Raw genomic sequence first — 15837 nt, forward strand, 5'->3', positions numbered from 1 at the left:
CGCTTTCAGTACAACCGCAATGAGCGGCTATTCCTTCTCATGGGCAATAAGCTGCCTTAGCTCAAAGTTTTTCGAAACATCGTTTTAAATTGTTTGACTCGTTTTTAGCCGCCCATCAAACTAGCGCTAATTTCATTAATTCAGGTCTACTGCTATGCCAACGCGCAAAATCGCCGTCATCGGTGAATGTATGATTGAACTGTCGCAAAAAGGTGCGGAAGTTAGCCGCGGCTTTGGTGGCGACACCCTTAACACCTCTGTATATATCGCACGCCAGGTTGACGCGAGCGATCTTGAAGTCCACTACGTTACTGCGCTGGGCGAAGATAACTTCAGCCAGCAAATGCTGGACGCATGGCATCAAGAAAACGTGCATACCGAGCTGACACAGCGCCTGGAGCACCGTTTGCCTGGTCTGTATTACATCGAAACCGATTCAACCGGCGAGCGCACGTTCTACTACTGGCGCAACGAAGCCGCCGCCCGTTTCTGGCTGGAAAGCGATCAAGCGCAGGCTATTTGCGCTGAACTGGCGCAGTTTGATTACCTGTATCTGAGCGGCATCAGCCTCGCAATTCTCAACGCGGCGAGCCGTGAAAAACTGATGGCGTTGTTGACCCAATGCCGCGCTAACGGCTGCAAAGTTATCTTCGATAACAACTACCGTCCACGCCTGTGGGCCAGCCGTGAAGAGACGCAGCAGGTTTATCAGCAAATGCTGGCCTGCACCGACATCGCGTTCCTGACGCTGGATGACGAAGATTTGTTGTGGGGCGAGAAGCCGGTTGAAGAAGTGATTCACCGTACTCAGGCGGCTGGCGTGCGCGAAGTGGTGATCAAGCGTGGCGCTGATTCTTGCCTGGTCGCTATTCAGGGTGAATCGCTGTTAGAAGTGCCTGCGGTTAAATTACCGAAAGAGAAAGTGATTGATACTACCGCGGCGGGTGACTCCTTTAGCGCGGGCTATCTGGCGGTGCGTTTGACGGGTGGCAGTGCTGAGGATGCGGCAAAACGCGGGCATTTGACGGCGAGCACGGTGATTCAGTATCGCGGCGCGATCATTCCGAAAGAAGCGATGCCAGGCTAAAACAACCCGGCCCTCTCCCTGAGGGAGAGGGAAAAATAATGGTGAGGGCGTTCGTTCCCTCACCAATCATCACTGCGCAGGCGGAATATCTGACACATCCTGCTTCGGCTCATCCGTTAAAGGAAGCGCTTTAGAAGGCACCATCACCTTATCCCACGTCGCTTGCAGATCTTTCATGTTGTACTCAGGCTCACCTTTCGGCTGCAACAACACTAACGCCATATCCTGCGACAACTGCTGGCGCAAATCCTGATTCAACACGCTTAGCGTCAGGCTGTTCAGGAAATCCTGACGCAGCTTCTGGTACTGCTCTGGCGCGATGTCGACAACCTGGTTCTGCAACGAACGCATGCGCTGACTAATCAGTACATCGGTATCGGTGCGCGCGTAGGTGGCAAACAGCTTAGTGAGCTCATCTTTTTTCTGCGCAATTAACGCATCAAATTCTTCCTGCGACAGACCTTTATCCCGCACGCTCAACAACTCTTTCCCGACGGTAGTCAAATTAGCGTTGAGTTTCTCGTTTGGCGATTCCAGGTTTATGCCGCACTGGGCACGCTGATAAAGCACGCGGCAATCGAAGCTGAGGTTGAGATCCTGGATATTCTGCTTGCTGAGGTTTTGCTGCACATGCCAGAACAGCGCCTCACGTGCGAGATCGGCACGCCAGTAACGCAACAGTGCGGATGACTCACGAATAGGCTGCCAGGCGTTGTCCCACATCAGGGAGAGGCGATCCTGGCGCACGCTGTCAGTCATCAAACTCACCGGAGTGCGTTTAAGCGGAGAAAGTGTGGCGACCGGCGCAGGCGTTTCACGTTTGCCCTTCAGGGTGCCAAACGTTTTATTGATTTGATCGGCAATGTTTCGGCTATCAACGTTCCCCACCACAATCAGCGTCATGGCGTCTGGGGTGTACCATTTCTGGTAGAACGCTTTCAGTTGCTCGTTATCGACCGGTTGCTTGAGATCTTCTGCCGGGTCATGGCCCAGAAGCGTGGAGCCTTGCAGACGATAGCGCCACCAGTTGTCTTTGGTGTTCATCGGCCAGGTCGCCACCATATCCTGAGTTTGCAGCGCAACATTCACCGTTTCCGGGGTAATTGCCATTTTTCCACTGCTATCAGCAAGATAAGTTAAGGCTTCTTTGAGTAAATCATTGCGGTTGTTAGGCAGGCTGAGATTAAACAGCGTGAAGTCATAAGAGACGACAACCGGTGGCATGGGACGCTTCGGGTCCACACTTTGCTGCCATAGAGATCGTGCTTGTAGCGGTTGCAAACTGCCGCTTTGTGTCAGCGCCAGGCGAGGTAAGAAGTGGCTATAGCCGCTCTGCTGAGTGGTCTCAGTCAATGAGCCGGTATTAATCATCAAACGAACTTCAACACGATCGCTTGGACGTTGAGGTGTGGCCAGGACTTGCCATTGAAAACCATTTGCCAGCGTACCTTGCTGCCAGGCTGGGTCGGGCTGTAGTGCTTCTGCCTGCACATTACTGGCGGCGGCGACCAACAGCAATCCGCCAGCTAAGAGTCGAATTTTGGTGCCCTGCATGTTAACCCCTGGAAAACAATCCCGATTAAAAAGTGTAATGGCGACAAAACATTACGCAATAAAGCCACCACAGGTGACGTTTCACCACTCCGTTTGACCGCGTCGAAGCGAAAACGTCACTTTAAAAATGAAAAAAATGCCAAAAAGTTGGCTCAAGGGTCAATTATGCGCAGCAGCCCACAGCGAGGGCAAGTCGCCGTGGGCAATTGATGGGATTTAAGAAGAGACTTCGCTCACTTTTTTCGCGGAATGTGGATTATCCAACGTTTCTTTCAACTGTTTTTCGTCCAGTTGCTTCACCCACTTCGCCACTACAACAGTCGCCACGCCGTTGCCAACCAGATTCGTCAGCGCGCGCGCTTCGGACATAAAACGGTCAATACCCAGAATTAATGCAAGGCCTGCCACCGGCAAATGCCCAACCGCAGAGATGGTCGCCGCCAGAACAATGAACCCACTTCCGGTGACACCCGCCGCCCCTTTAGAGGAAAGCAGCAGCACCACCAACAGAGTAATCTGGTGGAAAATATCCATATGGCTATTGGTGGCCTGCGCAATAAATACCGCCGCCATCGTCAGGTAAATCGAGGTGCCATCCAGGTTAAATGAATAGCCGGTCGGAATGACCAGCCCGACGACCGATTTACGGCAGCCGAGTTTTTCCATCTTATCGAGCATTCTTGGCAGCGCGGATTCAGACGAAGAAGTACCCAGCACGATCAACAGCTCTTCTTTGATGTAGCGGATAAATTTGAAGATGTTGAAACCGGTGGCACGGGCAATCGACCCCAGAACAACCACCACGAACAGAATACAGGTGATATAGAAGCAGATAATCAGTTGGCCGAGCTGAACCAGCGACCCAACGCCATATTTGCCGATGGTAAATGCCATCGCCCCAAAAGCCCCGATAGGCGCGAGACGCATGATCATATTGATAATGCCAAAAATGACTTGCGAGAAACTTTCAATCACATTGAAAATCAGTTGGCCTTTGTGGCCGAGGCGGTGCAGAGCAAACCCAAACAGCACAGCAAACAGCAGCACTTGCAGGATGTTACCGCTGGCAAATGCGCCAATCACACTGCCCGGAATAACATCCAACAGGAAGGCCACGACGCCCTGCTGTTGCGCCTGCTCGGCATAAATCGCCACCGCTTTGGCATCAAGCGTTGCCGGGTCGACGTTCATTCCCGCACCGGGTTGCAGCAGGTTAACCACAATCAGGCCGATAATCAGCGCAATGGTGCTGACCACTTCAAAGTAAAGCAGTGCCACCGCGCCCGTGCGGCCCACGGCTTTCATGCTTTCCATTCCAGCAATGCCCGTTACAACGGTACAGAAGATAACCGGCGCGATAATCATTTTAATCAGTTTAACGAAGGCATCGCCGAGGGGTTTCATCTGCGCGCCTATTTCCGGGTAGAAATGACCCAGCAAGATCCCGATAGCAATCGCCGTCAGGACCTGGAAGTAGAGGCTTTTGAAAAGAGAGAGTTTCATAGGGTGTCCTTGGGGAGTAGAAATTCCGCAGTACCGCCTGAAGGGCTCATCGGCCTGCGGCACCAAAAATAACACCCTCAAAAACACCCAGAAGTGATATAGCGCTAATTTGTAAACAAAATTGTTAAATTATTGAACTGACTCGCGCCAGCTTAGTAACATTTGCAACAACCAATTTACTGATGTGTGGCAGATAGATACTGAGCATCAAACTCTTTTAGCGTCAGCGCTCTGGAGAACAGATAGCCCTGAGCAACGGTCACACCTTCTTTTAAAAGCCAGTCACACTGCGCCTGGTTTTCAATTCCTTCTGCCACCAGCTTCAGGCCTAGCGTTTTCGCCATGCCGATAATCACACCTGCCATTGCATGGTCTTCCGGCAAGCCATCGACGAAGCTCTTATCGAGTTTCAGGGCATCAACCGGGAGCGCCTTCAAATGGTGTAAATGACGCAGGCTGGCATACCCCATACCAAAATCATCCAGCGCAATCCTGACGCCGGCTTTACGTAGCGGGCGCAAAACGCTGACGGCTTTTTTCGGATCGTCAATGCGATGGCTTTCCGTCACTTCCAGAATCAACATGCCCGGCTGGATGCGATAACGCGCCAGCAATTCCAGCAGTGACGAGCCCATTTCTTCGTGCAGCAACTGATGCGCTGAGATATTCACGCACAGCGGCATCGTAATCCCCTGGCTTTGCCAGCGCGCCAGCACACGGCAGGACTCTTCAAGCACCCAGTTACCAATGGTGAAGATCAGCCCGCAATTCTCGATGCGCGGAATCAAATCATCCGGTAGCGTCCAACTCCCGTCAGGCTGTTTCATGCGCAATAACACTTCCGCACTCACCACTTCCCGGGTCTGCATATTGACCTGCGGTTGCAGCCAAATAGCAAACTGGTGGTTATCTAATGCGGTCAGCAAATCATGCTCTTCAGTGAGATGGCGCTGAGACATCTGCTGGTTGCGGTTATAGCTGCGAACCAGCATGCCGATTTCGTCATCATGATGAAGATGAGGAAGTTTGAGTTGATGGCTCGCCGCATCGTTCGGGTTCAAGCTGTCCAGCTCGCGGGCAATATTGCGTATCGGATGCACAATCAAACGGTTGATCGACCAGCTAATCGCTACCGACAAAATCAGCGCCAGGAGCAGATAAGTCGTCAGCAACGTCGAAATCGTGCTGATGATGAATTTATACATTCGCCAGGAGTCCGCCTGCAGCACCAGATAGGCCAGCGGCTGCGGATTTGCCGGGCGTTCCAGAGAATACAGCGGTAAGGAAATCTGCACGGGAAGCTCAAACAGGCGGGCAATCCACATCGGAATAGGGCGTTCTGGCGCAAAGCTCTGGCGTAACGCCTGGAACTGGTTAGGTAATACCACATCCGCCCGGCTGATAATGCCGGAAGGTTGAATTTGATTCAGGATAGATTCAGCCTGGGGAATATCGGCTTTCAGAATAGCGGCAGACAGCGGAATACGCACCGAATGGGCGATTTTCTCCATTTGGCTCGCTGTGTCGTAGCGGCTTTGCTGCACAAAGTGAAAAAGCTGTACCACGATAAAAATGAAAATAAACAGCACTGCAACGGCTGACACCATTGCCATCTGTTTAATCGTTAATGAACGACTGACTCGCAAACTGACTCTCCGCAATTACCGTGACTAGCCAGAAGTATTCTGGCGCAGGCTGATTATACTGCATTGTGGTGAGTTTTAGACGTTAGCGCGATTGTTTTGGCCTGGAGCGGACAAGATCGGGGGGCAAATCAAGGCAAAGGCAAGAGTCTGGCCTGGACCCCACCCCGGCCCTCCCCTTATCAGGGGAGGGAGCAGTTAGCGCCTCCACCTGGCAAGGGGGAGGTTGGGAGGGGGTCATTTATGTTCCCGACACCGACAACGCCACCAGCATCTTCAAACTCGCCGAATAGTAATCTTCCTGAGCAGTAATTTGCGGCTGCGCCACGCTCGCAGGTTGCAGGATTAAATCCCGCACCGCCAGCAACCCACCGGCCATCATATAAGGCGCGGTATTCCCGGTTGTGACGTTAACCCAGGCAGGGGTTTTGTCACGGGCGAAACGTCCCCACCAGGCTTTATAGACGCCAAGCTCCGCGCTGTTATGGTTAAACCAATACACGTAGAGTGGAACGCGGATCGCATCGTAACTAAAACGCGCAGGCCACTGCGTTGCAGGAACCGTTCGCCCATCGGAATAGAGCGAAACCCAGTCAGAAGGGAGCTGCGGGTCGCCAAAATGCATTTTCCCCAACAACTTCTGACCGTCGTTGATTAAATCTCTCCACACCATTAAATGGCTGCGGTTAGCAAAATCCTGCCAGGCCGGAAAAATAAAGTAGGAGGGATTGAGATTCAGATAGCTGTTGCGATTAAAACCATTTGCCCCCGGCAGCATCACCTGATAGCCCGCAAACCGGACAACGTTATGCGCCACTAGTGCCTTAGTAATCGCGTCTGACTCGTTGAGATAATCTTTGTTTTTCCACTTTTCGCCCGCCTTTAACAACGCCCACGCGATAAACGTATCGCCATCGGTCGCGTTGTTTTTGTCGGGAATCGGCTGCGCTTCGACCGGATTATATCGCCAGTAGAAAAGACCGTTTTCGGGGTTTTTAAGGGTTTTTCGCGTCCAGTTCCACATCTTATCGAAGCTGTCGCGATCGCCATTTGCCACCGCCATCATCATGGCAAAACCCTGACCTTCAGTGTGGCTGACGCTTTTATTGCCCGTATCAACGATTCGACCATCGGGCATTAAAAACCGTGATTTATAGCTATCCCATGCCGTATCAGCCAGCGCTTGCTGACTAAAAACCAGGGCTAACACCGCCACTATCAGCGTTTTGCATCGCTGCCACATCGGAGCACCTCATCGACTGTTTTGATATCGAAAGTGTACCACTGTTGCTGACGGTGAAGATTCGCGCCACAGCGACACATGCGGTTTGCCGCCCTGATCGCGTATCCAGCGGGCGTATACGCCTTCCAGAACCGCGCTGAACGCATTGTTCCACGAAGCCTGCTGCGCTTCTTCAGCGGGAACAGGTAAGGCCATATGGCGAATCAACATTGCCGTTTCGCTGGCCTCGATATCAATATAGCCCCAGTTGAAACGGGCGAGCTGAACATTTATCTGGGCTTCGAGTTCGCCCACAGTTCGCGCTAAGGCTAACGGGTGACGCCCCGCCAGTGTGTCACCCATTTGTATCAGAAACGGACGGCTTTCCGCTTCGCCCGCATTTTGCACCATGCTTTCAATCATGGTCTGAAGCAAAGAGAACCAGCCCGATTGAGTCTGCTGACTTTGAAAGTACTGCATAAGCTGCGCGTCATTCATGATTAATTATTCCCAAGCAAGTAACGGAAGTAGAGCTGCGCGGTACTTTCGTTGTAATCACCAAAGGTGTCATACCCGACCTGACCACCAATCGTCATGTCCTTGTTAACTTTGTAATCCGCTGCGGCACGCAGGTTATAGCCCAGGCCGTTTTCGCTACTGCCGCTGTACCAGGCTTCTTTCGCAAAGCCACGGGAGACGTAATCTTCCAGTTGCGACTGCAAACGCGAGTCGCCAGGGAAGTACGGGCTTTCATCCTGGGTATAAGACTGATAACCCAACGATGCGCCCACCGACATTTTCCAGTTATCAAATTTCTGCGTGTAATCCACCGGGAAGGAGACGCTGACGTAATCCTGCGGGCTGAAATAGCCGCCCTGCCCGTAGCTGAAGTAGCTGAGGTTCTTCGAGAAGTTCATGTAACTCATGCTGATGCCGGTTTTCAGCTCGCGGTCATCAGCACGGTATGGACGCAGATAAACACCCGCCGAACCGTTGACGTTATTGTTGCTCGGCACGTTTTCGCCCAAATAGTTATACAGGCCGAATCCCGCATAAAAACCGGCATCGCCGTTATCGTAACTTAGCTGCGCGCTACCGCCGTTCTTCGTCACCTGGCCCCATTTCTTGCCGCTGTATTTATCTTCCACGCCGACGTAAGAAAGCAGGCTATCGACAACCGCACGGCGTTCGCCGGTCAGAACCAGTTTCAGGTAATCGGTTAGCTGGGGTGACCACTGGACGCCACCGACCACGGTGTTCAAATCCTGGCCCAGCGGCGTGGAACCGACGTCCAGCTTGTACTGCTCGCCGGTCAGCGCCATCGCGACTTCCACGCCCGAGGCACTTTGCGAGCCCTGAGACGGCACTTTTATTTTGTCGATATTCGGTAACTCAGGCGGCGTCGTCGTGGAGGCGTTATACATCTCCTCGCCCACCTGCCCCTGAATCAACGCCCCGGTACCGAAACGGCGGCTGGATTCGTCAGATGAACTACCCGCATTAAGGCTGATTGGCGTGACGTTAAGATCTAAACGGGAGTCGCCAAACGGCACCGTTGACCACTGCAACGGCGCTTTGATTTCAGTGAGTTTGCTCAGGCCGCTTTCGCCATCGCGCCCGCGCACGGATACCGCGCCTTGCGCCCAGGTGGCGGTTTTCTCGGTGAGTTGCTCCATCATGTTATCCACCTGGCGCAACGTACCCGCCTGCGCCGTTTCAACCGGCAGATCGGTACGTGTGGTGCCCGCTGGAGCCGTTTGTGGATTACGCGCTAACTGCGCAACCTGCCACGGCATCGCCTCGCCATACAGCGAATTTGAGGCTGTTTGCGGGGCAACAGAGGTTTTCGGCGTGAACGGGTTATCTGCCAGCGCAAGCCCGCCGAGCATCGGTGCGGTGTCTCCGCTGGTGCCTTGCAGGCCAAGCAGTTTCCCACGAGCGGTACGCAAATAGCTCATTGCCTGCTGATGATTGCCCTCAGCTTCGGCGACGCGCGCCCGTAACAGCAGACGATCCGGCGTGTCGTCGTTGCGCAGCCCGGCGGTGAGTTGTTTCGCTTTATCAACATCTTTATTGGCAAGCGCCACGTCGATAGCACCGGCTCGCGCATCCTGCTGTGGCGTGTCGCGCGTCATCAGGTAGTCGTAAACCACGCCCGCTTCTTTGTTCATTTTGCCGGACTGGTACAGCCGCGCCATGGCAAACATCAGGTCGGTATTTTGCGGGTCGCTTTGCATGGCGCGGATCAGCTTGTCGTACGCTGCCGCGTAATTGCCCTGCGTACGCAGTTGATCGACTTCGTTAATCACGTAGCCGTTACGAATACTGGCAAGCTGCGTGGAGGTACTGCGTGACTGCAATTCCGGGCTGGCAAGAAACGCCTGCGCCTCACGGCCAAGCCCGGCCTGATTCAGAACCGCAATCTGGTCTGCATAATCCCCCGCATTGCCCTGCACGCCATTGCGCATATTGTCGCGCACGATAGTCACCGCGGTGCTGAAATCACCCGTCTGGGCCAGCATTCTCGCCAGTTTACCCGCATCTGCCGGGCTTTGCGGCGGGCGCATCGCCAGGGCTTTTAAGGTGTTTGCCGCAGCCACGGTATCGCCTTGCGCCAGGTAGCGTTCGGCGACGGACATTTGCAGGTTGTAATTCACCCGCGCCGCAAGGGCGCGCATGTCGCTGTTCTGGCTTGCCGTCGGAATGCGTGATAGCAAGGTTTGCGATTGTTGCCAGGCGTTGTTTTCGCTGGCAAACAGCGCCCCGGCATACAGTTCAGTGTTCGGCGCGCCTGGTCGGAAAGACGGCGCCATCACGTTGCTCGCTTCCGCTGTACGCCCCTGTTTTTGTAACTGACGCGCTAAATCAAGGCGCAGCCATGGGTCGGTTGGGAAGCGTGCTACGCCCTGCTGCAAAATCTCAATGGCACGCTGAGGATCGCCGTTTACAGCGGCCTGTTGCGCCTGACGCCGCAGCGGATCGGCAGGATTCCCACCAGAAGAAACGCGTGGCTGCAATTTCGCCTGCAAACTGGCGGGCAGCGTTTGCAGTATGGCCTGGGCTTCTGCGGTTTTATTCTGCTCGCGCAATACGTAATACAAGTTTTCACGGGCGGAGCCGTTATTCGGCTGCTCGCTCAGAATACCGCGCAAACTTTGCTCTGCGGCGGGGTAATCTTTGTTGTGGCGCTGCACATCGGCGCGGAAGAGTTTCGCTGCCATGCCACGTTCGCCACTTTGCTGTGCCAGCGGCGCACTAAGCGCCAGCGCCTGGCTGATATTGCCCTGTTTGAAGGCCGCCTGCGCGCTCGCCAGTTGCCCATAAAATTCGGCATCATCAGCTTGCTGTTTGCGTTCATCAGACTTGTCACCGCCAAGCGTTGCCGCACGGTTCAGATATTCTGCCGCTGCGGTGTAATCGCCCTTACGCTGCGCGATATAGCCCATACCCGCCAGCGCATCGGCGTCTTGCGGGTTGGTTTGCAGCACCTGTTCAAACTGGCTTTTCGCCGCATCCGTATTGCCGCTGTTAAGGGCGGTAAACCCTGCACCTTTAGCCGCTCCGCCAATGCTTTTACGGTAGTAGTCCTGCACCGCCGTATCTTTGGGATGGCGCTGGAGGAAAGTTTGATAATACGGTTCGTCGCTGGCCGTTGGGCCAAGCCAAAGCAATGCCTGGCGCAGGGCTTTATCCGCATCCGGGCTGCCACTCGCCATATTTTGCAGGATGTCCATGCCTTCGCGGCGCGAGCCTTCCTGGTAGGTCAGCACTTTACCTAATGCAATGCGCCCGCCGTTATCCTGCGGGTTTTGCGCCGTAAACTGGCGCAAACCTTCAACCGCTTGCGGATAGAGGGATTTATCCCCCGCCATGGTCAGGTAATATTCCGGCGCGAGGCTCGGCGGCGGCTGGTCGCCATTAAACAAGCCGCGCCAGGTTTCCAGGGCTGCGGGGATGTTTCCGCTTCGCGCCTGCTGACGCGCCAAATCCAACTGCCCACGCGGGATCTGCTGAATTTGTTTCGCGTTATCGAGCGCCTGCAAATTGTTATCTTGTGGCGAAACCGCCGCAAGGCGCTCACGCCACTGCGCGGCCCCTTTCACATCGCCAGCCTGCTGCGCCCACAACGCCATCAGGTACATTGCCTGCGTGTTATTCGCATCCACCATCAGCACTTTTTGCAGGGCTTGTTTTGCCAGTTCATCGTGCGACTTTTCGTGCCAGTAATTCGCCTGATCAAACAAGGCTTTTAACGCCGGATTGTTATCCGCAGCCTGCGCGCCCAACGTCAGGCCGCCAAAAAAGCACAGCGTTAACAAGCGACGGGCGGTTTTATTTTTATGATTCATTAGTGACCACCTTTTTTTCCGTCATCCTGAGGATTAAGACGTTTACGTGCGCGTTTTTTCAGTAAGGCATACAGGCTCAGGCCGATGACTGTCGCGAATAACAAACCAAAAATAGCCAACAGCGCAGAATGCTGGTTGGCGTACCAGACCACCATCATGTACCAGGGCATCTGGCCGCTCGGGAATTGCTGCCCGACGCGGAAACTCCGCACACCGTTTTCATCAGTGATAATCGCCGCATCGCCACGGATACCGGCGTTAATGCGTGCTGAACTTAAATCCGTCTGAAGCCTTGAGAGCTGTTCATCAGAGCTGCCAATCGCCATCACCACCACACGATCCGCATTCCATTGCGAACGGAAGCTGACAAATCCGCGCCACGCTTCGTTAGACGAGAAGTAGCGGTCTGCGGCAGTCCCCTTCGAGCCCCAGTCACCCTCTAGCCAGCTCTGAATTTTGTCCCAGATGGAACGCTCGCGAACCCCGAACGAGTGCTCGTTACTGGTGAACGGTGACTGAGCCAGTAGCGTGCGGTTAAACGCGCTCTGATTAATGGTCGACACTGCCAGCACGTGGCTTTGTTCAAGACGTTGCATATTGGCCCCGCCGGTCGGCAGGCCAAACATCACCGCGTTGTTATTTAACGAGGTGCCGGTCGCATTCCCCGAACGTGCCGCCATATTCAGCAGCGTGCTGATTTCCGCCTCGCCTGGGTTTTCCGGCAGCAGCAAAATGGTATGCGCGAAGTCCGCGAAACGTGAGAACGGGAACGAAGCCCCCACGAAGTAAGAGAGGTTAGGCAGCAGCGAGAAGTGGCGCGTTTTGCTCAAATCAATGGTCGAGTTTTCATCGATTCGGCTCTTGATGTTGTTATTGAGCAGCACGCTACACGGTGCCGATTCTTTGGTTTCGATGTTGAAATAGAGCGACAACTGGTTGTCGCCATAAATCATGTAAGGCTCCAGCGCGAGGTTGTAGCTTTCCTGGCGCGCATCGCCGCCTAATTTACGCCACAGCGTTTCCAGCGCACCCTGTTTATTTACCGGCAGGTTGTTCAGGAAGCTGCCGTTGAGGGTCAACGAAAGATAGGAGCGATCTTCGTCTATCCAGTTTTCCGTCGGGAAACGGTAGCCAATCGTCACCGGAATAGTGTCGCCATCCCACAAGAACAAATCAGGAGCCGCGCGGAAGGCAACACTTAATGGCGCATGCCAGATGCCTGTTGCGGTCAGACTTTGGTCTTTACGCATCAACTCAGATAAACGCACCGGGCGTTCAGTGGAAATCCAGCGTGGAGCGTCATACGCCTTACTCGCCGGAATCGCCTGCTCTTCTACCGCAGTGCTGGCGGTTTGGCCTGCAAATTTACCCTGCGTTAAACGCCACGCCGCCGCACGCAGTTGCTGATCTGAATTTCCGACCACCAACAGTAATTTGTAAACCGGGTTGCCTGGATTATCGATGATTTGCAGCAGCGGTTTTTGCGTTGCAGGCAGGGTAAGGCCGCCAATTTGTTCGCCGGGTTTACCAAACAGGATGCCGTTTTTCTCCGGCAGTTTGTCGTGCAACGCATTAAAGGAGATACCGCGGTAATCCGCCTCAATACCTAACCAGGATGCGACCAGTGCCGCCGCGCTCACCTGCTCTGGCAAAGTTTTTGCCGGGAAAGCAAAGGTCAAAGACGCCGGCGTCATCTGCATCGAATCAAAGAACGGGCGTGGGAAATGGCTGAGATCCGCGCCGATATTAAGCTGCTGGCCTTCCAGCTCCAGCCGGGTGTCCGGCATGATGGTGACCTGATATTTATCAGACAGATCGCGCAGGCACAGCAGGGCGTCGCCATCGTTAATTTTAAAGCTGATGTTGTTGCTCGACACCACCATTGCCGCCGGAATTTCCAACTGGTAGTTCGAAACGTCGCTGTCGGCGGAACCCAACGGAACGGTGCCCAACGGCTGACCGTTCATCATCAGTTGCAATGTGGTATTTCGCGCCGCCATGGCGGGAGAGACTTTCAGGTTCAGCAACAGTTGCGCGTTGGTGATGACCTGATCGCCAGGCAAGGTAAAATCAATCCCCGCCTGCAATTGCCCGCCGCTGAGCATGATGCCACGCGGTTGGCCCATTTGCGCCACGGTGATACTGCTAACGTTCCCCGGCGTGAATACCGATGGCGCAGCCGGATCGGGCATCTGAACGGGAGCCGATACTGGCGCGGCTTCTTGCCCTGGCGCCGGTAAATCTATCGGCAACAGCGACTCTACTGTCGTCGGCTCTTCAGCCATCACAGGGGCAGCGAAAACTGTTAACGCGAACAAAACCTGGCAAACTTTAAAGGTCATCCGTTTCATGCAACGTTGTCCTCACTGGCACTTTCCATGCGCTTCGCTGCTTCCTGACGCAAACGGCGATTTTCACGGCGCGATTTCCACGTCAGCCAGAACAGGTCAAACACACAACGAATGATGATAAGCAGGGAACGGAATGGGTTGTCCTGCGGTTTCGGCGGGTGAATCCAGGCATCCGCACGCGCCAGCACCACACGCACCAGTTCACGGCGGCGGTCCAGGGGGATCTCCTCAAACATCAGGCGAATGGCTTGCTCGTCACTGGCAATCACTTGCACCGGAATGCTGATAGAGCCGGATTTCAACTGCAGTTCGATCTCTTCAATTTCATCGCTCAGATGCCGGTCATCCGGCACCGCGATTCGGCAGCCGCCCATTGATAAATCAAGCGTATGGCTGCGCGATGAAATACCGCTGGCGTAATGGATGACGACCGGAACATCGACATCAATACGAATCGTTTTGCGCGTCTGACGCGTTTCGCGGGCCACGGCAATGGCCGCCAGCAGGAACACCAGGCTGTATAAGCCCCAGCCGACGTTCAGGGCGATAACGTTGGGGTCGACGCCAAAGTAATCATGCGCGCAGGCACGCACAATCCCGGCGATGACCGCCACCGCCAGTAATATCGCGATAATCACATGAGGGCGCACCACGCTGAAATCGAAGTAACCGACGTTCAGTAGCGCACCTTTGTCCGTGACGTTGAACTTGCCGCGTTTCGGGAACAGCATGGTGATAAACGTCGGCAAAACCAGGTGGAACGCCAGCACCATGTCGTAAATCTCACCCCAGAAGCTGTAGCGGTAACGCCCGTTCATCCTGGAGTTGAGGTAGATCGTGAGCAACAGGTGCGGCAGCGCATAAGCAAAAATCAGCGCAGCCGAAGAGTGAATGATGTTCAGGTTAAACAGCAAATACGCCAGCGGCGCGGTGAGAAACGCGATTCGTGGCAAAGCAAACTGGAAATAGAGCATCGCGCTGAGGTAACAGCAGCGCTGCTGCCATGTCAGGCCGCGCCCAAACAGCGGGTTATCCATGCGGAATATTTGCGTCATGCCACGCGCCCAGCGGGTACGCTGAATGACGTGCAGCACCAGACGTTCAGTGGCTAACCCCGCCGCCAGCGGGATATCCAGGAAGGCAGATTTCCAGCCCAGGCGCTGCATTTTCAGCGCGGTGTGTGCATCTTCGGTAACAGTTTCGACCGCGAAGCCGCCGATTTCTTCAAGCGCGCTACGGCGGATCACGGCACAAGAACCGCAGAAGAACGTTGCGTTCCAGTTATCGTTACCCTGCTGGATTGGGCCGTAGAACAGCGAACCTTCGTTAGGGATATTGCGCCCGCCCGATAAGTTACGTTCAAACGGATCCGGCGAGTAGAAGTAGTGTGGCGTTTGTAACAGCGCCAGTTTCGGATCTTTGAGGAAGGCCCCTACCGTCGCCTGCAGGAAAATACGCGTGGCAACGTGGTCACAGTCAAAGACGCAAATCAGCTCACCTTTAGTGAGTTTCATGGCGTGGTTGAGGTTACCGGCTTTGGCGTGGGAGTTATCGTTTCGCGTGATATATCCGACACCTACGTCCGCCGCAAACACCGCAAACTCGCGCCGTTTACCGTCATCAAGCAGGTAGATTTTTATTTTATCGCGCGGATAGTCGATACATTGCGCGGCGAGCACGGTGTCGCGCACTACTTCCAGACTTTCGTTGTAGCTGGGAATATAAACATCCACCGTCGGCCAGGTTGAGGTATCGTCCGGCAACGGCACAATTCCCCTTTTCAACGGAAAAGCGGTTTGCAGATAGCTCAGTAATAAGATTACCCAGATATACAGTTCAGCTAAAAATAACCCCACGCCAAGAATGGCTTCTATTTCAGAATTAAAGTGCAGGGTTTGCGTGGCGCGAAAATAAATATAACGCGTGGACATCAAGACTGAGACCACCATCATGATTATCGACACGCTGTGTTTTTTGCTGAAGCCAAGAACAAACAGAATAGCGAGGCTAATAAAGCCAAAGATATACTGCTTCTGGCTGTCCATGGGCGTAATAATGATAAGCACCGCTATTGGCGCTAACACCAATAGCAGTAAACAAAACAGGACCTTTTTCATAGGACATCCTG

The 15837-nt window shown here is 54.1% G+C and carries 9 protein-coding genes; 1 reads left to right on the forward strand and 8 read right to left on the reverse strand.

Features of this window, described 5'->3' with window-relative positions:
* Positions 1-154 precede the first annotated feature (154 nt).
* The gene (locus tag AB1E22_RS08995) at positions 155-1087 is read left to right on the forward strand and encodes a sugar kinase (RefSeq protein ID WP_367595024.1); all 933 of its coding nucleotides are present in this window, start codon (positions 155-157) and stop codon (positions 1085-1087) included.
* A 69-nt stretch (positions 1088-1156) separates the two neighbouring features.
* Here the strand turns inward: AB1E22_RS08995 and AB1E22_RS09000 are convergent, their stop codons facing one another.
* The 8 genes from AB1E22_RS09000 to bcsA form a co-directional block, all read right to left on the reverse strand.
* The gene (locus AB1E22_RS09000) at positions 1157-2641 is read right to left on the reverse strand and encodes a M16 family metallopeptidase (RefSeq protein WP_367595025.1); all 1485 of its coding nucleotides are present in this window, start codon (positions 2639-2641) and stop codon (positions 1157-1159) included.
* A gap of 216 nt (positions 2642-2857) precedes the next feature.
* On the reverse strand, positions 2858-4144 hold the full coding sequence (locus tag AB1E22_RS09005) for a dicarboxylate/amino acid:cation symporter (RefSeq protein WP_367595026.1): 1287 nt from the start codon (positions 4142-4144) through the stop codon (positions 2858-2860).
* Between the two features lie 176 nt (positions 4145-4320).
* The gene (locus AB1E22_RS09010) at positions 4321-5790 is read right to left on the reverse strand and encodes an EAL domain-containing protein (protein ID WP_367595027.1); all 1470 of its coding nucleotides are present in this window, start codon (positions 5788-5790) and stop codon (positions 4321-4323) included.
* Between the two features lie 238 nt (positions 5791-6028).
* Positions 6029-7030 carry a glycosyl hydrolase family 8 gene (locus tag AB1E22_RS09015; protein ID WP_367595028.1) on the reverse strand — a complete coding sequence of 334 codons (1002 nt, stop codon included), beginning with the start codon at positions 7028-7030 and terminating at the stop codon, positions 6029-6031.
* A gap of 9 nt (positions 7031-7039) precedes the next feature.
* A complete protein-coding gene (bcsD, locus tag AB1E22_RS09020) occupies positions 7040-7507 on the reverse strand; it encodes a cellulose biosynthesis protein BcsD (protein ID WP_367595029.1) in 468 nt (155 codons plus the stop codon).
* A 2-nt stretch (positions 7508-7509) separates the two neighbouring features.
* Entirely contained in the window at positions 7510-11358 is a 3849-nt protein-coding gene (locus tag AB1E22_RS09025; protein ID WP_367595030.1) for a cellulose biosynthesis protein BcsC, read from the reverse strand.
* Positions 11358-13709 (reverse strand): cellulose biosynthesis cyclic di-GMP-binding regulatory protein BcsB, encoded by a 2352-nt coding sequence (bcsB, locus tag AB1E22_RS09030; protein ID WP_367595031.1) that lies wholly within the window; start codon positions 13707-13709, stop codon positions 11358-11360. Before bcsB ends, AB1E22_RS09025 begins: the two co-directional genes overlap by 1 nt.
* Complete coding sequence (bcsA, locus tag AB1E22_RS09035) at positions 13706-15826, reverse strand: UDP-forming cellulose synthase catalytic subunit (RefSeq protein WP_367595032.1); 2121 nt, start codon at positions 15824-15826, stop codon at positions 13706-13708. Before bcsA ends, bcsB begins: the two co-directional genes overlap by 4 nt.
* Between the last annotated feature and the right edge of the window lie 11 nt (positions 15827-15837).

Source organism: Buttiauxella gaviniae (assembly GCF_040786275.1).
Lineage (GTDB): Bacteria > Pseudomonadota > Gammaproteobacteria > Enterobacterales > Enterobacteriaceae > Buttiauxella > Buttiauxella gaviniae_A.